Source organism: Neobacillus sp. SAB-20_R2A, assembly GCF_049568635.1.
In the GTDB taxonomy this organism is placed as follows: Bacteria; Bacillota; Bacilli; order Bacillales; family Cytobacillaceae; genus Neobacillus; species Neobacillus citreus.
This window is the reverse complement of the sequence record NZ_CP145895.1, coordinates 3730756-3752578: the sequence shown is the minus strand read 5'-3', so window position 1 is coordinate 3752578 and position 21823 is coordinate 3730756. Positions and strand designations below refer to the sequence as shown.

Here is a 21823-nt window from a genome sequence, read left to right as displayed (position 1 = left end):
TGGTTTATAATCGAATAGTCATATAAAAAATCCGCACCCTGCGGTAGAGGTTCTAGCTACCCTCTTTAAAAAACTAAGGAAAACAGGACTGCTTTCTTTAGTAGTCCTGTTTTTCTATTTAAAGGAGAATTTATGATGAAGAAAGATAAAGCAGTTGTAGTTTTTAGCGGCGGACAGGATAGCACCACCTGTTTGTTTTGGGCATTGGAACAATTTGAAGAAGTAGTGGCGGTTACGTTTAACTATAATCAAAGGCACAAACTTGAAATTGAGTGTGCCCAAAATATCGCGAATGAACTTGGAATAGAGCATCATATTTTAGATATGTCATTGTTAAACCAACTGGCACCAAACGCCTTAACACGTAAGGACATTGAGGTGAAGGATGGAGAAAATGGTGAATTGCCTTCCACTTTTGTACCTGGACGGAACCTGTTATTCATCTCTTTTGCAGGGGTACTGGCAAGCCAGGTTGAGGCTAAGCACATTGTTACCGGTGTTTGTGAAACGGATTTTAGCGGTTATCCTGATTGCCGTGATGTTTTTATAAAATCCTTAAATGTCACATTGAACCTGTCGATGGACAAGGAATTTGTTATTCATACCCCATTAATGTGGCTGGACAAAGCTGAAACCTGGCAAATGGCAGATAATCTGAATGCCTTGGATTTTGTTAGGGAAAAAACCTTAACCTGCTATAACGGGATCATTGCGGATGGCTGCGGTGAATGCCCGGCTTGTAAACTAAGAAAACGCGGCCTTGATCAATATTTAAGCACACGAGAGGAGTTGTAACGCAATGTATGGCTTTCGGATTGTCGATAAACTCCAAAAAATAGATGAAGATATCAACCGCAGTCAATTGAAATACCATCAGAAACGTGTTCTTGTGAGCAAAGAATTCACCTTTGATGCTGCCCATCATTTGCATTGCTATGAAGGCAAATGCAAAAACCTTCATGGCCATACGTATAAAGTCATTTTTGGAATCAGCGGCTACGTTGATGACCGTGGCTTGATGATGGATTTCGGGGACATTAAAGACATTTGGAAAAATGAAATTGAAATTCATCTGGATCATCGCTATTTAAATGAAACCTTACCGCCAATGAATACCACGGCTGAAAACATGGTGGTCTGGATTTATGAAAAGATGGCTGAGGCGCTTACGAAAGAAGAGCGGAAGAATCAGTATAGCGGCGCAAGAGTGGAATTTGTCCGGTTGTTTGAGACACCGACAAGCTATGCGGAAGCTAGACGGGAGTGGATGGAAGTTGAGTAAAATACCCGTAATGGAAATTTTCGGACCTACCATCCAAGGGGAAGGGATGGTCATCGGCCAGAAAACGATGTTTGTAAGAACTGCTGGCTGTGATTATTCCTGCAGCTGGTGCGACTCCGCCTTTACCTGGGATGGCACCGGTAAAAATGATATTCGCATGATGGAAGCAGAGGAAATTTGGGAAGAGATGAAGCGAATCGGCGGTAAGAATTTCTCCTTTGTCACGATCTCAGGCGGTAATCCTGCGTTATTGAAAAATCTCGATGAATTCATTAAGATCCTAAAAGATAATCAAATAAAAATTGGTCTCGAAACCCAAGGGAGCAGGTGGCAGGAGTGGTTTTATGAGATTGATGAATTAACCATTTCCCCCAAGCCGCCAAGCTCAAAAATGGAGACGGATTTTGAAATTTTAGATGAAATCATTGGGAAACTTACACAAAATGATTTAGCGCAACAATTCAGCTTAAAGATTGTGGTATTTGATGATCTTGATTATGAATATGCCAGAGCAGTCCATTTCCGTTATCCGGATGTTCCCTTCTTTGTACAGGTTGGTAATGATCATCTGTCAACAATGGATAATCAGGAGCTGCTTCTGCATCTTATTAATAAATATGAAAGACTGATAGACAAGGTCATGCAGGACTCCGAAATGAATAATGTGAAGGTTCTTCCGCAATTGCATACTTTTTTGTGGGGAAATAAAAGAGGAGTTTAGGTGGAAAAACAGGCGATGTCCATGGCGGCATCGCTTTTTATTTGTTTTTTACCATCACAATCAAACTGTTTATAAAACTATACAACTGTGTTTTTTTTATAACATTTGTTCAAGGAGAAAACTGTATATATATGGCGTCAGAAAGTATGTGCACCATTTGTAATAACTGGTACAATTCTTGCATTTCTTAAAGTAGGTATTGAAACCATAGTTAAGGAGGATTCTGAACATGTAAGATTGGAAGGCAATCGGATAAAGAAATTAACCTTTGTTAATCGGAATGAAGATTTTTTAACGTAAGTAAAAATGGAAGCGATTTCATGTATTAAGGAGTAATTTGAAAAACGGGGGGAAGCTCATGAGTGAAATCACCATCTTAAATCGAGTGGCCATCGGCGATATTGTGCGCAGGACGGCAGCCAAAAATCCAGCCAAAACGGCCATCATTTCAGGGGATAAAAGGATTTCCTATCAAGAGTTTAATGAAGATTGCAACCGCTTTGCGAACTACCTGTTGGACCTCGGGTTAGAAAAAGGAGATTCGGTTGCCACTATTTGCGGAAATAGTTGGCAGTTTCTGGTTGCCATTTTTGGAATCGCAAAGGCGGGTTTGGTGTGGGTTCCGATTAATCCAGGGGTATCCTTTAACGAAAAGTCGTATATTCTTGCAGAGGTCCGCGCAAAAGTCCTTATCTGTGACGAGGGATTTTTACAGGACAAAAAAGAAGAATTTTCAAGCATGTGTCCGGAATTGCTCATTATTGGAAAGGGTGCCACTGAGGCTGAAAAATTTGAGCATGCCTTAAATTCCGACCATACGGAAGAACCGGAAGTGGAGATTGGGGACCGTGACCTGGCCCAAATCATGTTTACTAGTGGAACGACTGGCTCACCGAAAGGAGTCCTCATTAACCATCAAGCTGTGTTTATTGCCAGTCTGGCCAATATTATTGAAGCGGGGATGGCGAAGGACGATATTGCGACGATGATGATGCCCGTGTTCCATTGTGCTCAGCACACGCTTGTCTCGTCCTTTTTCCACTTAGGCGCAACAGTTGTGGTAATCCAAGGCTTAGAACCGGAGTCCTTTATGAAAACAGTCGAGAAGGAAAAGATCACCTGGATGTTTGGCCTGCCGATGATGTACCGGGCATTTCTCTACCATCCTTCTTTTAAAAAATATAACCTATCAAGCCTGCGCTATTGCCTCTACGCCATGGCCCCTATGGACCGCAATACGCTGGAAAAAGGAATCAGTGAACTAGGATGTGAGTTTGCATTAGGGTCGGGACAGACCGAAATGTATCCGGCTACCTGTGTATTTAAACCTGAGGACCAACTGCGAAAATCAGGTCCATATTGGGGGACAGCATCCTTGATTACGGACATCGCGATAATGGACGACAATGGAAACCTGCTAGGAAAAAATGAAGTGGGTGAAATCGTTCACCGCGGTCCAAATGTTATGGCCGGTTATCTTAATAATCCGGAAGAAACGAAGCGGTCACGGCAGTTCGGCTGGCATCATACCGGGGACTTAGGGTACTTTGACGAGGATGGGCTGCTAGTTTTTGTGGACAGGAAGAAGGACATGATTAAGACTGGCGGGGAAAATGTAGCATCTATTCAGGTAGAACAAGCGCTATTGTCTTATCCAAAAGTATTAAATGCGGTAGCAGTCGGTTTGCCGCATGAACGCTGGATTGAGGCAGTTACGGCATTTGTTGTGTTAAAACCTGGGGAGGTAGCGACGAAAGAGGAAATCCTTAAACATTGCAAAGAACATCTAGGGACCTTCCAAGTCCCAAAAGAGGTGTTAATAGTAACCGAGCTTCCGCAGACAACGACCGGAAAAATCCAAAAGAATGTGTTGCGGGAGCAATTTAAAAATCTATATTCTAATAATCCAGTAGTTTAAAAGGGGGGATGTTTTTGCAGGACTGGATAGTTCATAAAGTATTGGCGAATGCCGTTGATCGGTTCCCGAATAAGCCATTTTTAATTTATGAAGACCAACGGATTACTTATAAGGAACTGGATGACGTCACCGATGTATTGGCGTCTGCCCTTCTCCAGGAGGGATTTGAGAGAGGCGACAAAATGGCCATTTTGGCGTTAAACCAACTGGAATGGCTGTTTACGTATTTCGCTGCTGCCAAAATCGGAGTCGGTGTGGTGACCCTGAATGTCCGTTACCGAGATTCAGAGCTTGAGTATATGCTGAACAATTCAAAAGCAAAAGGGATTGTTTCCATTTCTGGCCATCAGGGCTTTAATTTTGTCCAATTTTTCGAGAAATTTCAAGATAAGGTTCCAACACTGGAAAAATATATTTTCATAGGCTATGGGTTCGAAGGAAGTCTATCCTTTGAAGAGTTGTTGGCTCGGCCGCTTGAGCGGGGAAGGCTTGAGTCCGCAAAGCAAGCGGTGTTGGAAGAGGATACGGCCGTTGTCATCTATACATCCGGTACCACCGGAAAGCCAAAGGGGACGATGATCACCAACCGCAGTATTCTGGCGTCGGCCAAAGCCCAGGCAGACCATTTGTCGCTTGGAGTGGGGGATTGCACAGTAGGGAGTTTACCGTTAAACCATGTCGGAGGCATTACCTGTGCGGTTCATGCCTTATTAGTAAGCTTTGGCAGTATTGTCCTAGTACCTGAGTTTATTCCGGAAAAGGTCCTGCAAGTCATACATCAGGTCAAGCCAACCGTCTTTGGCGGAGTGCCTACGATGTATCACATGCTATTAAACCATAAAAATATTAACCAGTATGACCTTAGTTCCGTTAAGGTGTGTATAGCTGGCGGATCCAATGTCGACCCTACCCAATGTGAAATGATCGAAACGAAATTTCCAAACGCCAAAATCATCAATTTATATGGCCTAAGTGAAACATCCGGTGCCTGCATCATGACTAGGTTAACGGACTCTCTTGAAAAAGTGCAGCAAAGTATCGGCGTTCCAATTGGCGATTTTAGCTTGAAGATTGTCGATGCGGAACAAAAGGAGCTTGCAAGCGGCGAAGTCGGAGAAGTAGCGGTAAAGGGAAACTGCCGGGCGAAGGGGTATTTTGAACTGGAAGAAGAAACAAGGCTGGCATTTTCTAAGGATGGCTGGCTTTATACCGGTGACATGGGGTATTTGGATCATGAAGGGTATGTGATTTTAAAAGGGCGGAAAAAGGAAATGTACATTCAGGGCGGCTATAATGTCTATCCTGTCGAGGTGGAAAATATCCTGATGGCGCATCCGAAAATAGGTTTTGCTGCCGGAATTGGCGTGCCCGATTCATTCCTTGGTGAAGTGGGTCGTTATTACATTATCCCAAAAGAGGGGGCGGCCATGACCGAGGAAGAAGTCAAATCATTTTGTCAGCAGCATTTAGCCGATTACAAGGTGCCGAGGCAGGTTGTGTTTGTCAGCCAGCTCCCGCAGACACCAGCGGGCAAAATCCAAAAATCTGCGCTGAAGGAGCAATATTTGAAACAGCTGCAGTGAGGAAAAACAACCACATGGGGCTGTGCCCGTGTGGTTGTTTTTGTGGGATAGTTAGCGATTCGCTGATAGAACCTGCAAACTCGCCGATAGAACTCGAAGATTCGCCGATAAACACATAGAATTCGCCGATAGAATCTCAAAATTCGCCGATAGAGTGTAAAGATACACTCCAAAAAGGATTGGTTGAAGACGAAAACAGCCCCTAGGTAAAGCGAAACTCCAATTCTTCAATAATCTGATACCTTTTCATTTTCTGATATAGTGTTGTTCGGCTGATTCCTAGCAATTCAGCGGCTTTTGTACGGTTTCCTCGGCATTTTTTTAAAGCTTGCAGGATTACTTCCTTTTCCGTCCGACTGATGGATTGCTTCCGGTCAATAGGAAACTGGGACTCGGTTGCTTTAGATTTTGGAGAAAGTTCCGGCTCTTGAGGCAGTAATTTCAATTCTTGTGGAAGATGTTCGATTTCAATCCATTCCGAACTACTGTAATGGAAGGCCCTTTCCAAGACATTTTCCAATTGCCTGATATTCCCGGGCCAGTGGAAGTGCTGCAAGCTGCTTGCTACTTCCGGAGAGACGCCGATAATGTTCCTTTTCGTTTTGAAATTAATTTTATTGATAAAATAGCGGCACAATACAGGGATGTCATCGAGTCGTTCTCTTAATGGCGGGATGTGTAAATGAATGACATGAATCCGGTAATAGAGATCTTCTCTGAATTTTCCCTGCTCTACAAGCTCCGTCAAGTCCTTGTTAGTGGCAGAAATAATCCGGACATTTACCTTGGTGGTTTTAGTGTCGCCGATTCTTTCAAATTCTTGTTCCTGCAGGACCCTCAACAGTTTTACTTGCAGGGAGACAGGCATTTCGCCGATTTCATCGAGAAACAGTGTTCCATTATTAGCCAGTTCAAACTTGCCGGGCTTTCCTCCTTTTTTCGCTCCGGTAAACGCGCCATCCGCATAGCCAAAGAATTCAGATTCCAGCAATTCCTCAGGAATGGCCCCGCAATTCACCTTAATAAAGGCGCCTTTGCAGCCAGACACCCGGTGAATCCCTTCGGCGATCAGCTCTTTGCCGGTCCCGCTTTCTCCGGTAATTAACACATTCGATAAAGATTTTGCCGCAATCACCGCATCCTGCTTGAATTTTTCCATTTGTGAATTCTGAGAGATGACGTGAGCAAATGGGTCCGTATCTTTGGAAATACGGGATAATTCTCCACGGTAAAAAGAAATCTCACTTTCTAATTTTTCCATGTGAAAAAGAAGGTCTCGCCAAGCTTCGAGCTGCCGAAAAATGATTTTAAAAATGGCTCCCAGTTTTTGGCCATCCTGGTAGATGGGCATTTGCGCGACAATGCATTTCCGTTTGTTGATTTCAATAAGTTTTCCCTCAATTTTTTTATCCATTTTCAAGCTGAGTTCAGAAGGAAGCTGGGGTGCTATTTTTGAAATAGGGGTACCGAGAAGCTGGTCTTGCTGGTCAAGGGAAAACAAATCCATAAACCCTTGATTGGCCATCGTGATCAGCCCGTGCTTGTCTGTTACAGCCACTCCGTCATAAGCAAGCTCTAGGGCGCTGTCGAGAATCTTCTTAAGCTGATTAGTCGTCTCCAATTCAGCAGCAATGATTTCATAGGAGGTGACGTCTCGCAAAACCACCATAGCGCCGGTAATACGGTTAAGTTCTCTGATAGGAATAAAGGAAGCGATTACTGTGAGGTCTTTAAAACTGAAACGTTTTGCCTGTTGAATTTGACCCGTTTTCATGGTCTCAATTAACCCTTTTCGGAAATCGGGGAGAAACAGGTCAATGGGAGCATTCAGCAGCGTTTTGCCATTCAATTGCAGCAGGTCTATAACGGTGTGGTTAAAGGTTGTGATTTTTAGGTTGGAGTCTACGGAAATAACCGCATCCTGCAGGTTTTCAACCAGTGATTTCATGCGGTTCAGTGTATCTTCCAAGGCGGTCATGTTTGAGTACACCAAATCCAGCTTTGACATGATTCCAAATACATTTTGCTGCTGGTCGAGGACGACGGCCTGACTGACATTGCCTTTGATCATAATTTCTCTTGCATCAAGCAAAGTCTGGTCTTTTTGAATCGTGACAACGTTTTGTTTTATGAGTGGCCGAATGGAAGAATCTAGAGGTGTGTTTTCAAACAACGCTCGATAAATCGCATTTTTATGTAGAATTCCAAGCAATTTCCTGTCTTCGGTGGTTACACAGCCGATGTCCACCCGACGGGATAAAAACGCAGAAATGGCGTCGCGAATCGTGCTTTCAAGGGATAATTGCACAAAATTAACGGTTGTAAAGCTACTAACTTTCAATCGAAAGAGACACCTCCACGTTAATCTGAAAATTAATACTTTTCACACATTTATAATTATAGCGCTTACATTTAAATAAAACAATCGCTACAGTGTACACATCTTTAAACAATTGTTCACTTTTGTGCACAAGGTGTTTATTTTTTCATGAGAAATAGAGGATGTTTGCCTTAAAAGAGGTTGGCACGTTTTTTGCAACATGTATATTGATACTCCTATTTAAGAGGTGAATGACATGGCCTATGAAACGATTCTTTATGAAGAAATTGAAAACGTTGTCAAAATAACGTTGAATTTACCGGAAATGAGAAACCCGCTGACACAGGACTCGACTCGAGAGCTTACTTTGGCGATTAGGGAGGCGGACCAGAATCCGGAGATCCGCGCAATTATCCTTACCGGTGCCGGTTCGGCGTTTTCGGCTGGCGGTAACCTGAATGATTTTAAAAAAAATTTCGAGAAAACAGCCCCGGAGCATTATTTTGAAGGGCGCGAAAGTACGGAATTATTCAAGCTGGGTGCTGAAGTCACCACTCCGTTGATTGCCAGCGTTAATGGGCCGGCGTTGGGGGGCGGAACAGGGCTTGTGGCGATGTGCCATATTGCCATCGCCTCAACTGAAGCCAAGCTTGGTTTAACCGAACTGAGATTGGGACTGGTGCCGTTCGTGATTATGCCTTGGGTCCGGCGGGCGGTCGGCGACCGGAAGATGATGGAGCTGATGCTGACTGCGGAGATTTTTACGGCGGAGCAGGCGAAGGAATTAAACCTTGTTCATCGAGTTGTAAAACCGGATGAGCTTGAGGCGGAAACGATGAAGCTGGCTAGGCAGGTGGCGAGTTTCAGTCCGCTCGCGGTCAAGCTCAGTTTGGATGCTTTTTTTACAACCGAGCAGATGGATTTACTGAAATCTTTTGATTATTTGACGACGCTTAGGCTTGTATCGTTTATGAGTGAGGATTTAAAAGAAGGGGCATCCGCTTTTCTGGAAAAAAGACAGCCGAATTGGGCGGGGAAATAGGGTGGATTTTTGAGTCGCTAATAGAAATGGGGGATTCGCCAATAGAACGGAGAAATTCGCCAATAGAACGGTGTAATTCGCCAATAGAAGCGTCCGAATCGCCAATAGAATCGTGAAATTCGCCAATAGAACGATGGGAATCGCATCGAATGGTGAGATTTGGGAAGAGAACGAAGGGATTCGCCGATAGAATCGTAGAATTCGCCGATAAATTGCTGAGATTCGCTGATTGATAGGTGAAATTCGCCGATAGCACGATAAAATTCGCCGATTGAACCCCGAAATTCGCTGTGCAATGTAGTTTTACATCAAATAAAGCTAAGCACCGACTACTGAAAGGAGAAATTTGTCATGAAAAAGGTACGCATTGGGGCTGCCCAGGGCTTTTATGGGGACAGCATCGAAGCGGCTGTTGCAACCGCGGCAAAAGGGAATGTGCAATATCTTTGTTTCGACGCCCTGGCCGAGCTGACGATGGCCATCCTGGTTAAAGATAAACGAAAAAATGAGCAGGCCGGCTTCACCAAGGATTTGCCGCTGCAAATGAAGGCGCTGCTGCCATTTGTAAAGGAAAAGGGTATTAAGCTGTTAACGAATGGCGGCGGCATCAACCCGCTTGGCGCTCAACAGGAAATTTTAAGAGTAGCTAGAGAAATGGGGATGAGCGGTTTAAAAGTCGCGGTCGTGACCGGGGACAATGTACTGGACCGAATCCCTGAGTTTTTAGAAAAGGGATATTCCCTTAATCATCTTGAAACAGGTGAAAGAATCGAGGCAGTTAAAGACAGATTGGAGTTTGCCAACGCCTATATTGGTGCCAAGCCGATTGTCGAAGCATTACGGGCCGGCGCAGACATCGTTGTTACTGGACGGACGACGGATACCGCTCAGTTTTTAGCGCCGTTAATCTATGAATATGATTGGAAAGAAGACGAGTGGGATAAGCTTGCAAGCGGGATTTTTATGGGGCATTTGCTCGAGTGTTCGGCGCAATCAACAGGCGGGAATTTCAGCGGCAATTGGCAGGATATCGAAGGTTTTGACCGAATGGGCTACCCAATTGCCGAGGTATCGGAAAATGGTGAATTTACCATTAGTAAGGTGGAAGAACAAGGTGGCTTAGTCACAGTTGATACGGTAAAAGAACAGATGCTTTACGAAATTCACGATCCGTCGGCCTATATTACCCCTGACGTTATCGTCGATTTAACCGGCGTTCATTTGGAAAATAGCGGGCTGAATCAGGTGACGGTGACCGGGGTGAGAGGTAAACCGCGGACAGATACATTAAAAGTCGTCATGGGCTATGAAAATGGCTATGCCGCGCAAGTGGTTGTCGGGTTCGCCTGGCCTGATGCCTTGCAAAAAGCAAAAAAGGTAGATGAAATCATTCGCACGCAGCTAGAAAAGTACCGGTGGAACTATGAGGAAGTTCGCACTGATTTCCTAGGATACAACTCTTTAAGCGGTCCTCTCGCTTTTGAACCTGAGCAGGAATTAAATGAGGTGTATTTACGGATGGCGGTCAAAGCAAAGACGAAGCAGGAAGCGGCCCGATTTAGCAGGCTCTTCCCGCCGCTGGCTTTGAATGGTCCTCCATCAATGAGCGGTTTCACGGGCAACTCTTCTCCACGGGCGTTACTCGGGATGTGGTCGACACTGATTCCACGGAATGAGGTTGAAAATCTTGTGAAAGTTGAAGTGCAGGAGGTGTAAACAATGGCTATCGTCAAGCTGAGAGACATCGCACAAACTCGTTCCGGGGATAAAGGAAACATGGTGAATATCGGTGTGTTTGCCCCGAACCCGGCCATCTATCAAATTTTTTTAGAAAAACTAACTACTGAGCGGGTGAAAGAGCATTTTATAGGACTTGTGGAGGGAGAAGTGGCCCGCTACGAACTGCCAAACATTCTTGCGCTTAACTTTGTTTGTAAGGAGGCATTAGAGGGCGGCGGTTCAGCCTCATTAAGGCTGGATAATCTCGGCAAGTGCTTTGGTGCGAATATGATGCGGCTCGAATTAGAAGTGGATGATTCTTTATTAGCAGAACTAAGAAAATGAGGTGAACAAGTGATGCCATATGAACCATATTTTACGGAAGAACATGACCAGCTTCGAAAAATGATTCGTAAATTTGTAGAAAATGAAATTGCGCCGTATGTGGATGAATGGGAGGAACAGGGGGAATTTCCACGATCCGTCTTTACGAGAATGGGGGAACTGGGGCTTCTTGGTTTGCATTATCCTGAAGAGGTTGGCGGCCAAGGCGGGGATTATTTTTCCGGAATTGTCCTGGCGGAGGAATTGAATAAATGCGGCTGCGGCGGTGTTCCGATGGCAATAGCTGTCCAAACCGATATGGCCACGCCGCCGATTTATAAGTTTGGAACTAAGGACCAGCATGAACGCTTCCTCAAACCGGCTCTGAGAGGGGAAAAGATTGCGGCCATCGGGATTACCGAACCGAACAACGGCTCGGATGTCATGGGGATTCAAACGCGGGCCAGAAGAGAAGGCGACGAATGGGTCATTAATGGGGCGAAAACCTTCATTACCAATGGGACGCGGGCGGATTTCATCACTCTCGTTACGAGAACATCTGATGATCCGGGTCCGAAGGGAATAACGTTGTTCTTAGTGGAGACGAATCGTCCTGGTTTCTCTGTCGGGAAAAAGCTCGACAAGGTCGGAATGCGTTCTTCTGATACAGCAGAGCTGATTTTCGATAATGTCCGTGTTCCTCATGAAAACCTGCTGGGGGAAGAGGGTAAGGGCTTTTATCAAATCATGTGGCAGTTGCAGGGGGAGCGCATGGTTGGCGCGGCTGGCGCTATCGGTGGTGCTGAACATTCCTATGAAATGGCGCTTAACTATGCCAAAACAAGAATTGCCTTCAACCAGCCAATCGGCAATTTCCAGGTCATAGCCCACCTGCTTGCCGAAATGAAAACGCAAATTGAGGCATGTAAGGAATTGACCTATGCGACTGCCTACCGGTTCTCAAAAGGTGAGGAGCCGTCCAAAGAAATCTCGATGACAAAATTGGCAGCCGCTCAGATGTCGCATTGGGTCGCGGACCGCGCACTGCAAATCTTTGGCGGAAATGGCTATATGTCGGAATATCCGATCGAACGTGCTTGGAGGGACAGCAGGCTGCCGAGAATTGGCGGCGGCACGGATGAAATTATGAAGGAGATTATTGCGAAGCAGATGGGGTTATAAAAAAGGTAACTTTAGAGGGTTTGGGTGGGCTGATTAAAGAAATATTACCTGATTTTTAGAAGGAAAATCGGTCATGAAATAGAGTTTGGCGGATAACTATTAATATTTAGCGGAAATTGGTAGAGTTTGGCGGATAAGTCTCCGAAATTGGCGGATACATTTTCAATTAAGGCGGATAAGTCCCCAAATTCGGCGGATATCAATGAAAGAACCAGCCTAAAAGAAGGAAAAGGAGGGGTATGATGGGTCACTGGATTTTTACGGACGAACATAACATGTTTCGGAAAACGGTTCGCTCCTTTGTGGAAAAAGAAATAACCCCCAACATTGAACAATGGGAAAAAGACGGTCAGACGCCGAGAAGCCTGTATAAACGAATGGGGGAGCTGGGCTTTCTTGGGATTAAATTTCCGGAGGAGTATGGCGGCAGTGGTCTTGATGTTGTCATGGAAGCTGTATTTACCGAAGAACTCGCAAGATGCGGTGCAGGCGGGGTCGGTGCGGCGATTGGCTCGCATACAACCATTGCCATGACCAATATTTGGCGTTATGGGAATCACGAACAAAAGCTGAAGTACCTCGTACCAGGGATTAAAGGGGAGGCCATCTCAGCACTGGCGGTAACCGAGCCGGGTGGCGGGTCCGATGTGGCCGCCATTAAAACAACTGCTAAAAAAGATGGCGACTATTATGTCCTGAATGGTTCGAAGACCTTCATTACGAATGGCGTAAACGCAGATTATGTGATTGTTGCCGCGAAGACAAAGGAAGGCCCGCAGCATCGCAATATAAGTTTATTTATTGTTGAGACTAATTCAGATGGTTATTCGGTTGGAAAAAGCCTGAAAAAATTAGGATGGCGCTCTTCAGATACCGGGGAACTTTTTTTCGACAATGTCATCGTGCCGAAGGAAAACTTGATTGGTGAGGAGAATGAAGGCTTCGTTTATATAATGAAAAATTTTCAGTATGAGCGGCTAATTCTAGCGTTGGGTTGCATCGGAGCGGCTGAGAAGGCACTCGAGCTAACGGTCCAATACAGTAAGGAAAGAATCCAATTCAACAAGCCACTCTCGGAGTTTCAGGTGTTGCGCCACAAGATGGTCGACATGGCTGTCGATATTGAAAAAGCTAGGAACCTTACTTACCGGGCTCTTTACTTGTACAGTCAAGGGAAAAACTGTGTCACGGAAGCGACAATGGCAAAGGCAGTTGCCAGCGAAATGGTGAATCGTGTTTGCGACCAAGCGGTGCAAATTCATGGTGGCAATGGGTATATGATGGAATACCCGATTCAGCGGTTGTGGCGTGATGCCAGGATTCAAACTATCGGCGGCGGCACGACACAAATCATGAATGAAATACTTACCAAACAGCTGGGGATCCTGACACCCGTGGAAGTCCCGGCGAATAAGGCCCCGAAGTCTTAAAAACCAATCCAAATCGAAGCTTGCAATCTCAAAACCTACCAAAGGAGTGCTGACCTTGGAACGTGAACGAAAAATCCTCGCGGAACGTGAACGCATTTATCAGGGCGGACCTGACCACGACAAAATAAAGAAGATTGGAAAACTGTTTGTCCGGGATCGGCTTAGGCTCTATTTCGACGATGAACAGCCTTATTATGAAACTGGTTTATTTGCCAACGCCACAAAGGAAAAGTTACCTGCGGACGGGGTAGTAACGGGCACAGGCAAAATCAATGACCGACTTGTATTTTTCATGGCCAGCGACTATACCGTTAAGGCAGGCTCCATCGGCAAATTCCATGGCGAGAAAATCCTGCGGATTCAAGAGGCAGCGATTCGCGGAAGACGGCCGATTGTCTATATGATTGATTCCTCTGGAGGAAGGATTGACGAAGCCGGAGGCTACCATGTGGAGAAGTATTCAGGCGGGAAGATTTGGTATAACCACAGCATGCTGTCCGGACGTGTCCCGCAGATTGCTGTACTTTACGGTCCATGCTTTGCGGGGACCGCCTATATGCCGGTTTTTTCCGACTTTGTCATTATGGTCGACAAAATTTCTGGAATGGCGATTGCCTCGCCAAGAATGGTCCAAATGGCGACAGGGCAGCAGGTGGATGTCGAGGAACTGGGCGGCGCCACAATGCACACAACCAAAAGCGGGTCGGCTGACTTTATCGCGAAATCTGAAGAAGAAGCAGCCGAGCTTGTTAAGAAACTACTAAGCTATCTGCCTGATCATTTTGACGGAAAGCTGCAGGAATTTCCAGCTAAGGAACCAACACGAAATCCAGCCGAAATAGACAATATTATTCCTGTCGAACCAAACCGCGCCTACGATGTCCGGAAATTAATCGAATCGATTGTTGACGGTGACAGCTTCCTTGAAGTCAAAGCCAATTATGCAAAGGAGCTGGTGACCGGGTTTGCCCGCTTGAACGGAAAAACGGTTGGAATTGTTGCTAATCAGCCACTTCATAAGGGGGGAGCCATTTTTCCAGAGTCTTCGGATAAAGGTGCTAAATTTGTCTGGACTTGTGATGCCTACAACATTCCGCTTCTGTATTTATGTGATACCCCTGGGTTCATGGTCGGCACAAAGGTAGAGCAAGAAGGAATTCTTCGCAAAGGCCGGAACTTTATTTTCGCAAGCTCTACGGCCAATGTTCCAAAAATGTGTGTGATTGTCCGGAAGGCTTATGGTGCGGGGATTTATGCGATGGCAGGTCCGGCCTATGAACCGGATACGACGATTGCTCTGCCGTCCGCGGAAATTGCCATCATGGGTCCTGAAGCAGCGGTCAACGCTGTTTACTATAACAAAATTAAAGCCGTGGCTGACCCGGAAGAAAGGGCCGCCTTGGTGCAAAAGCTGCGAGAGGAATACCGTGCAAGCTACGACATTATTAAGCTATCAGGCGAGCTGGTCGTAGACGATTTGGTTGTCCCAAGTGAATTGCGCCAGGAGCTGATCCGCCGCTATGAAACATTCGAAAACAAAGATTTCCCGCTTCCGGCGAAAAAGCATTCAACCATTTTGAGTTAGGAAAAAGATTAGGGGTGTTGGGGTTATGGTTCAGGGAATCGGAAATTGGCTTGTGAAACATTGTAAGGTCCGTCCGGATAGACTGGCGCTTGTCTATAACGAAAAACGGTTTACGTACTTAGAATTTAATGAACGGGTCAATCGGCTGGCTAATGCCCTTCTTTCCTTAGGGGTAAGGAAGGGTGACCGGGTCGATGCCCTGCTTCTTAACACGAATGAAATGCTCGAAGCGGTGTTTGCCTGCGCGAAAATTGGCGCTATCTTTGTGCCCATCAACTTCCGTTTAAGTGCCGAAGAAGTCCATTATATTGTTAATGATTCAAGGGCCTATCATTTTATTTATGACAGCCGGATGAGGCCGCTGGTAGACCAGCTGCGAACGATGGAATCCAGTTTGCTTGAATACATCCACGTCGGGAAGCAACCGCATGATGCTGATTTGCTTTATGAAAAGTTGCTGGAGGAAGCGTCACCGGATGAGCCGGACTTTGAGATTGGGATCGATGATATCCATTTAATGATGTACACATCCGGTACAACCGGCAGGCCGAAAGGGGCAATGTTAAGCCACGGTAATACCCAATGGAATGCCATTAACTTCATCCACAACACCCCTGTTGATTATTCTGATACGACGCTTGCCGCGGCGCCGCTGTTCCATATTGGCGGAATGAGCGTGTTTACGTTGCCGCTAATTTATAAGGGCGGGGCAAACATTTTAATTGATGGTTTTGACCCAGTAAGAATTTTACAAAAAATCAACGATGAACAGGTAACGACCTTATTCCTAGTCCCGGCGATGTGGCAGGCGTTAATGAGTGTTCCAAATTTTGATGCCTACGATATTTCGTCGCTTCAATTCGCCGTATCAGGTGGGGCACCTTGTCCGATTACCGTGATTGAATTTTTCCAAAAACGAGGAATTCCGTTTTATGAGGGATTTGGGCTGACGGAAACTGCTCCGTTTGTCAGCATCCTTGATAAAGAAAATACTATCCGCAAGAATGGCTCGGTCGGGAAAGAGCCAATGCACACCACAGTCCGCATAGTCGACCCGCTTGACCGTGATGTGCGGCCTGGCGAGGTGGGAGAGCTGATTGTGAATGGTCCGAATGTGATGGTTGGCTATTGGAATAAGCCGAAAGAAACAAAAGAGGCGATTCGAAACGGCTGGTTCTACACAGGCGACTTAGCCAAATTTGATGAGGATGGGTTTATTTATATTGTCGACCGCAAGAAGGACATGATCATTACCGGCGGGGAGAACGTCTATCCGATTGAAATTGAGCAGGTTCTGTACCGGCATCCAAATATCCGCGAGGCCGCAATTATCGGATATCCGGACGAAAAATGGGGCGAATCGATTAAAGCCGTTGTTGCTTTGAAGGATAGCAGTCAAAAAATAACAGTGGCTGATTTGGAGAAATTTCTTGATGGAAAAATCGCCCGCTTTAAAATGCCGAAGCAGCTGGAAATTGTCGAGGCACTGCCACGCAATGCAACCGGGAAAATATTAAAAACCGTCTTAAGGCAAAACAATTCGAAAGGGTGATATAGGTGTACGATAAATACTTTGATCATTTTGAAATAGGTGAAAAGTGGGAGTCACGTGGGAGGACGATTACGGAAACAGATCTTGTCATGTTTTCTGCTCTGACAGGAGACTATTATCCGCTCCATACGGATATTGAATATGCAAAAAATACAATTTTTAAGCAAAGAATTGCCCATGGAATGCTGGTGCTGTCGTTTGCGGTGGGTTTAACAAAGATGGATCCGAAAATCGTGGTAGCAAATTACGGCATTGATAAACTGCGCTTTATCCAGCCTGTCTTTATTCACGATACCATCCATGTCGAACTGGAAGTCATCGATCTCCAGGATAAAGGGAATGGCACCGGTGTCGTCACAGTCAAACAGTCGGTCGTCAAACAAACCGGCGAACCATGCATTGTCGGAATTTCGAAAGCCTTGATTAATAAAAGGCAGCCTGCCTAGGAAATAAAAGAGATGCAAAAAAAGGTGCTGGGAATAGAGATTCCCAGTTTTTTTGTATTTTTTTAAAAAATTTCAATATTTTGTAAACGAAATTGCTTCTATTTACGTCTAATTACTTTGGAGCATATTTATGCAGAAAAAGCGGGCAGTGTACAGCCCGAGCTAGAGGTGATGGAATGAAAAGGTTAATAGAGTGGCCGGTTCGGCTGGCTTTGATGGTTTTCGGGTTTCTTTTTGTCTTTAATCTGCCTTCGTTAATTGGCATTGGTAATAGCTTAACGTTACACCCGGAAACTTTTTGGAAGTATGTGAAAGAGAATATTCAACAATTAATTCGGTTTGGGGACACAAGTTACATAGACTTATTTAATGAGCAAAATCTGCCGGAAAGTTATGCTTACACCATGTCGATATTCGCTTCTTCGCTGGTAGCTGTTATTGTATTTGGACTGCTGGCTGCCATGTTTGTCCATATGATGCCAAAAAAAATCGGTGGATTTATAAAACGCGGAATTAACTTTTTTGAAGGCGTTCCTGATTTAATGGTTATTTTTATCATTCAGTTCTTTGTTATTACGCTATATAGAGAAACGGGTTTGAAGTTTTTGCAGCTTTACGGAGTATTTGGTGCAAGGCCTTATGTGGTCCCTGTTATCACGGTTTCCTTTCTTCCAGCGATGCTGTTTGCTCAGTTTGTCATTAAGGTGCTGGAGGAAGAGAAGGTAAAGGATTATGTTCAATATAGCAGGGCAAAAGGGCTTAGTTCATTAAGAATTCTGATTGTACATATGCTTCCCAACACTTTTCCGTTATTTATTTTGCAATTAAGAACGAGTATTTGGGTCATTCTCTCTAATATATTTTTAATTGAATTCCTGTTTACTCTTCCAGGGTTAACAGATATCCTTCAATTGATTGTCATGAGGGGCGGCAGTTTCCTTGGACTGGTCATCTGTCTGCTGTTATTTATTTTGCCGCTTTTAGTGATTGAGGTGCTTAGTCTATTTGCTATCAAAGCTGTAAACAGAAAGGAGAGTGCAAGCATATGAGAGGTTTCCGAAAAACCACCATCGGCTCAGCAATTCTGCTTCTTCTGCTCATCGCAAGTTTACTATACCCGTTGTATGGACCAGCCGATTTTGATAAAAAAGGCCTGATTATCAACGAAGCGGGAAAGGTAATCGGCCGTGCCCCGTTTCCACCTTCTTCAGAGCATATATTTGGAACAGACCGCAATGGCCAAGATTTGCTATTACTTTTACTGTATGGAGCAAAGTTTACCTTAATCACAGCTATTGGTGTGGCTTTCCTAAGGGTAATCATCGGGGGACTTTTAGGCGTCTTTATATCACTTTGGGCACCATGGTTAAAAAAATATGTCAATGATTTATTTATTGTATTTCGATTTGTTCCCGCTACCTTTCTAGGGATTGTATTGATGCTTCCGGTAATGGCCCATGTTGAAAGGCCGCTTTCTACCATCGTTACCTATCAAGTTCTGATGCTCATATTGTTAGGAATTCCATCGGTGTTAGTTTTTACCACTGACTTGATCGAGGAGTTAAAAACCAAGTCGTTTATTACAACTTCCTTGTTAATGGGAGCCGGCAAGTTTCATATTTTAAAAAGGCATTTATTCCCTTATTTTCGCTCCTACGGCATTCTATTTACGGTTCAACAACTATTAACTACTTTACAAGTAACCATGCATTTTGGGATCTTTGGCCTATATCTAGGAGGCCAAACGATTGGCGGAATCGTAGGCTATGATGATCCACCGCCGAAACAAGCCTCCATGTCCAATGAATGGGCAGGTTTAATTGGACAAAGTTTATATGATTTCATCCAGTATCCCTGGACCATATCGTTCACTATTTTAGGATTTTTCGTGATCATCCAGATTGTCAATATGATCAAAAAAGAACTGGAAGAAAATATAGCAGGTATTTCGTATGTAAAACAAAAGAAGACACTAGTTCAAACATCGGTTCGTAAGACAGGTAACCAGGCTCCGGAGCAGTTTATTTTTGTCAAAGAAAAAAAGAGTTTGGGTTCGTAGTTAAATGTATAATGAAATTGGAGCAATAGTATGAAAAAGGGAGCAGGAAATATGAATAGATTGCAGGATGTATATAAAGAAACTCCATTTCAAGTGAACGGCCATGGTCCTAGAAAAATCCAAGTCTTGAAGGAAGCCTTTGAAAATCTCGATGGACAGCTTGATAGCGAAATGTATGGGAAGGGGAAATTGATCGAGGACTTCCAGGAAAAAATGGCGTCTGTTTTGGGAAAAGAGGCTGCGGTATTTTTTCCAAGCGGGACAATGGCGCAGCAGATTGCGATGCGAATTTGGTGTGATCAAAAAGGCTTGAAAAAGGTCGCCTACCATCCGTTGTGCCATTTAGAGGTGCATGAAGAGGACGGATTAAAGGAGCTCCATCAGATTGAATCCGTTTTATTAGCAGATAAAACTAGAGTCATCGAATTTGAAGATGTAACAGGCATGAAGGAAGAGGTTGCTTGTGTACTTTTGGAATTGCCACAAAGGGAAATTGGCGGGCAGCTGCCTGACTATCAAACACTTGAGGCGATTTCTGCTTATTGCAAAGAAAAAGGAATCATCCTTCATTTGGACGGGGCACGACTGTTCGAAATTCTTCCTTATTATGAAAAAACAGCTGCCGAAATTTGCCGCTTGTTCGACAGTGTGTATATATCTTTTTACAAAGGAATTGGCGGGATTGCCGGTGCGGTTCTGGCAGGTGATAATGAATTTATTGAGAAATCCAAGGTGTGGAAAAGACGCCATGGCGGGGATCTAATCAGTCTTTATCCGTATTATCTGAGTGCCGATTATTATTTTGACAAGCGGATTGGGAAAATGAAGCAGTATTATGAGGAAGCAAAAGAACTCGCTGGATTTTATAATCAGTGTTATGGCGTCTCCACAAAACCGGAAGTTCCTGTTTCGAATATGTTTCATGTCCATTTCGATGCCCCGAAAGAAGAGATGGAGCGGATTTTAACGGAAATCTGCGTGGAAGCCGAAATTGGGTTATCAAGCTATGTGCGAGACGTGACGGAGACGACCAGTTATTTTGAAGTCAGCATTGGGGATTTGTACGAGAAACTTCCTCGGGGACAATTAATGGACGCTTTTAAATTATTGGATGAGAAGATGATGACAAAATCGTTGTAGTGTGTGATCACGAGTCAGAGCCTGAATAATAAAACCTTTCTAACATATCCTAAATTTGTTTAGGAGGTGATGAGAATGGCGAATCGTAGACCAAATGATGCTAATATTGCGCAAAACATCAAAAATGCGGCAGGAGAAGCTTTTGAATCGGTGCATAATGCTTTAGAAGCAACCGAGAATGCTGCCATGAAAACAGTAGACGCCGCAAGTAACGCCGTCAGTAATTTAACCGAAAACAGGTCCGCTCAAAAAGATGGATTCCGTTATGATTACAATGATGCTTCGGATTTTAACGATTAAATGAACTATGGAATCATCCATTTCATTTCCGGAATATTAGAAAAAACTAAGGTCCGAAACCAAAATGGCTTCGGACCTTAATTTTTCATGGATCTATTTTTTAGGAATTTCGCACCCGTTCTCGTCACAGCTTAGACCGCCATCCTGGTCACCCAAATCCGTAATGGCTGATTCTTCTGCTTTAATCTGATTCAAAGATTGGATAAATGTTTCGGTCGGCTGGGCCCCAGTAAGCGAGTATTTTTTGTTTAATATGAAAAATGGGATGCTGCGGATGCCGTATTGCGCAGCGAGACCTTCGTCTTCCCGGACTTCCGCGCTCATGTCAGTGCCTGACAGCATTTCTTTTATTGCCTCGCCGTTTAAGCCAACCTCTTCAGCCAGCTGTACAAGTGTGGCATGATCCCCAATATGCTTGCCTTCCGTAAAATAAGCACGTAAGAGGCGGTCGGTCATTTCATGCATGAGGCCCTGTTTGTTAGCGAACATCACTAATCTGTGAGCATCAAAAGTGTTGGTTAGAATTTGTGTGTCAAAGTTAAACTCTAATCCAACCTCAGCAGCCATTTTTTCTAGGTTGCGACTGTTGGCTTTGGCTTGCTCCACGTTCATGCCATATTTTTTCGATAAAGCTTCGTAGATATTGTAGTCTACATCCCGTTTCATCGTAGGATCAAGTTCGAAGCAGCGATAAACGACTTCGACAGGGAAATTAACTTTCTGAATAGCGTCCTCCAGACGCTTTTTGCCAATATAGCAAAATGGTCAAGCGAAGTCAGTCCACATTTCTATTAACATGCGATATACCTCCAAATTTAACATAATGTAATAAAACTATATCAGTTCCTAAATTGGGATGCAAAAATGCCGCTTGTAGGGAAGTGCTGCAGCATTACCTAATTAGCATAGCCTTCATGAAAGAACGCAAAATAAGAAGGAAGTGCCGGACAGGCATTCTTTTTAGTATGACTATATGAATTGAAAGGATGATGAAAAAATGTCTAAAAAGAAGAACAAGCAAAAACAGTATAATCCTGCAATGCCTAAAACGGATGTGGAATTTGCCCAAACTGGACTTGAAAAGGTAGCTTTACAAGCTTTAGAAAAAACAAAAAAATAACTTGAAAAGGGGCACTGCAAAAAGTGCCCTTTTTTAGTTGAAAATGAAGCGTGATGAAAATCACCTCTTGCCGGCGTAGTTCATTTTAGAATAGAAGGAA

At 44.4% G+C, this 21823-nt stretch carries 20 protein-coding genes and 1 riboswitch; of the genes, 18 read left to right on the top strand and 2 right to left on the bottom strand.

Annotation, left to right across the window (positions count from 1 at the left end):
- Positions 1-40: 40 nt before the first annotated feature.
- A riboswitch (PreQ1 riboswitch) is annotated at positions 41-83 on the top strand.
- Positions 84-135: 52 nt separating this feature from the next.
- The 5 genes from queC (at position 136) to V5M37_RS18145 (ending at position 5504) form a co-directional block, all read left to right on the top strand.
- Positions 136-795 (top strand): 7-cyano-7-deazaguanine synthase QueC, encoded by a 660-nt coding sequence (gene queC, locus V5M37_RS18165; protein WP_423798565.1) that lies wholly within the window; start codon positions 136-138, stop codon positions 793-795.
- A 4-nt stretch (positions 796-799) separates the two neighbouring features.
- Positions 800-1282, top strand: a complete 483-nt coding sequence (queD, locus tag V5M37_RS18160; protein ID WP_423798564.1) for a 6-carboxytetrahydropterin synthase QueD — start codon at positions 800-802, stop codon at positions 1280-1282.
- Positions 1275-2003, top strand: coding sequence for a 7-carboxy-7-deazaguanine synthase QueE (gene queE, locus V5M37_RS18155; RefSeq protein ID WP_423798563.1), 729 nt, complete (start codon positions 1275-1277; stop codon positions 2001-2003). Before queD ends, queE begins: the two co-directional genes overlap by 8 nt.
- A gap of 358 nt (positions 2004-2361) precedes the next feature.
- Positions 2362-3921 carry an AMP-binding protein gene (locus tag V5M37_RS18150; RefSeq protein ID WP_423798562.1) on the top strand — a complete coding sequence of 520 codons (1560 nt, stop codon included), beginning with the start codon at positions 2362-2364 and terminating at the stop codon, positions 3919-3921.
- A gap of 14 nt (positions 3922-3935) precedes the next feature.
- Positions 3936-5504 (top strand): class I adenylate-forming enzyme family protein, encoded by a 1569-nt coding sequence (locus V5M37_RS18145; protein WP_423798561.1) that lies wholly within the window; start codon positions 3936-3938, stop codon positions 5502-5504.
- A gap of 202 nt (positions 5505-5706) precedes the next feature.
- On the opposite strand, the gene V5M37_RS18140 is transcribed toward V5M37_RS18145, so the two are convergent.
- Positions 5707-7845 carry a sigma 54-interacting transcriptional regulator gene (locus V5M37_RS18140; protein ID WP_423798560.1) on the bottom strand — a complete coding sequence of 713 codons (2139 nt, stop codon included), beginning with the start codon at positions 7843-7845 and terminating at the stop codon, positions 5707-5709.
- Positions 7846-8080: 235 nt separating this feature from the next.
- Between V5M37_RS18140 and V5M37_RS18135 the strand changes: the two genes are divergently transcribed.
- The 12 genes from V5M37_RS18135 (at position 8081) to V5M37_RS18080 (ending at position 20603) form a co-directional block, all read left to right on the top strand.
- The gene (locus V5M37_RS18135) at positions 8081-8866 is read left to right on the top strand and encodes an enoyl-CoA hydratase/isomerase family protein (protein ID WP_423798559.1); all 786 of its coding nucleotides are present in this window, start codon (positions 8081-8083) and stop codon (positions 8864-8866) included.
- A 351-nt stretch (positions 8867-9217) separates the two neighbouring features.
- On the top strand, positions 9218-10582 hold the full coding sequence (locus V5M37_RS18130; RefSeq protein ID WP_423798558.1) for an acyclic terpene utilization AtuA family protein: 1365 nt from the start codon (positions 9218-9220) through the stop codon (positions 10580-10582).
- A 3-nt stretch (positions 10583-10585) separates the two neighbouring features.
- On the top strand, positions 10586-10930 hold the full coding sequence (locus V5M37_RS18125; RefSeq protein WP_378584814.1) for an AtuA-related protein: 345 nt from the start codon (positions 10586-10588) through the stop codon (positions 10928-10930).
- A 12-nt stretch (positions 10931-10942) separates the two neighbouring features.
- Positions 10943-12091, top strand: a complete 1149-nt coding sequence (locus tag V5M37_RS18120) for an acyl-CoA dehydrogenase family protein (protein ID WP_423798557.1) — start codon at positions 10943-10945, stop codon at positions 12089-12091.
- Positions 12092-12333: 242 nt separating this feature from the next.
- Positions 12334-13521, top strand: a complete 1188-nt coding sequence (locus V5M37_RS18115; RefSeq protein ID WP_423798556.1) for an acyl-CoA dehydrogenase family protein — start codon at positions 12334-12336, stop codon at positions 13519-13521.
- Positions 13522-13567: 46 nt separating this feature from the next.
- Positions 13568-15106: an acyl-CoA carboxylase subunit beta gene (locus tag V5M37_RS18110; RefSeq protein ID WP_423798555.1), complete on the top strand. Its 1539-nt coding sequence runs from the start codon at positions 13568-13570 to the stop codon at positions 15104-15106.
- Positions 15107-15131: 25 nt separating this feature from the next.
- Positions 15132-16658 (top strand): acyl-CoA synthetase, encoded by a 1527-nt coding sequence (locus V5M37_RS18105; RefSeq protein WP_423798554.1) that lies wholly within the window; start codon positions 15132-15134, stop codon positions 16656-16658.
- A 5-nt stretch (positions 16659-16663) separates the two neighbouring features.
- Positions 16664-17104: a MaoC/PaaZ C-terminal domain-containing protein gene (locus V5M37_RS18100; RefSeq protein WP_423798553.1), complete on the top strand. Its 441-nt coding sequence runs from the start codon at positions 16664-16666 to the stop codon at positions 17102-17104.
- A 176-nt stretch (positions 17105-17280) separates the two neighbouring features.
- Positions 17281-18153 (top strand): ABC transporter permease subunit, encoded by an 873-nt coding sequence (locus V5M37_RS18095; protein ID WP_423798552.1) that lies wholly within the window; start codon positions 17281-17283, stop codon positions 18151-18153.
- Positions 18150-19163 carry a hypothetical protein gene (locus tag V5M37_RS18090; protein WP_423798551.1) on the top strand — a complete coding sequence of 338 codons (1014 nt, stop codon included), beginning with the start codon at positions 18150-18152 and terminating at the stop codon, positions 19161-19163. The genes V5M37_RS18095 and V5M37_RS18090 overlap by 4 nt, the downstream gene beginning before the upstream one ends.
- A 51-nt stretch (positions 19164-19214) precedes the next feature.
- On the top strand, positions 19215-20303 hold the full coding sequence (locus V5M37_RS18085) for a threonine aldolase family protein (RefSeq protein WP_423798550.1): 1089 nt from the start codon (positions 19215-19217) through the stop codon (positions 20301-20303).
- 75 nt (positions 20304-20378) lie between these two features.
- Positions 20379-20603 carry a hypothetical protein gene (locus V5M37_RS18080; RefSeq protein WP_423798549.1) on the top strand — a complete coding sequence of 75 codons (225 nt, stop codon included), beginning with the start codon at positions 20379-20381 and terminating at the stop codon, positions 20601-20603.
- A gap of 93 nt (positions 20604-20696) precedes the next feature.
- On the opposite strand, the gene V5M37_RS18075 is transcribed toward V5M37_RS18080, so the two are convergent.
- On the bottom strand, positions 20697-21356 hold the full coding sequence (locus tag V5M37_RS18075; RefSeq protein ID WP_423802645.1) for a DsbA family oxidoreductase: 660 nt from the start codon (positions 21354-21356) through the stop codon (positions 20697-20699).
- A gap of 244 nt (positions 21357-21600) precedes the next feature.
- On the opposite strand from V5M37_RS18075, the gene V5M37_RS18070 reads away from it, so the two are divergent.
- A complete protein-coding gene (locus V5M37_RS18070) occupies positions 21601-21723 on the top strand; it encodes a hypothetical protein (RefSeq protein ID WP_261363816.1) in 123 nt (40 codons plus the stop codon).
- The last annotated feature ends 100 nt before the right edge of the window (positions 21724-21823 follow it).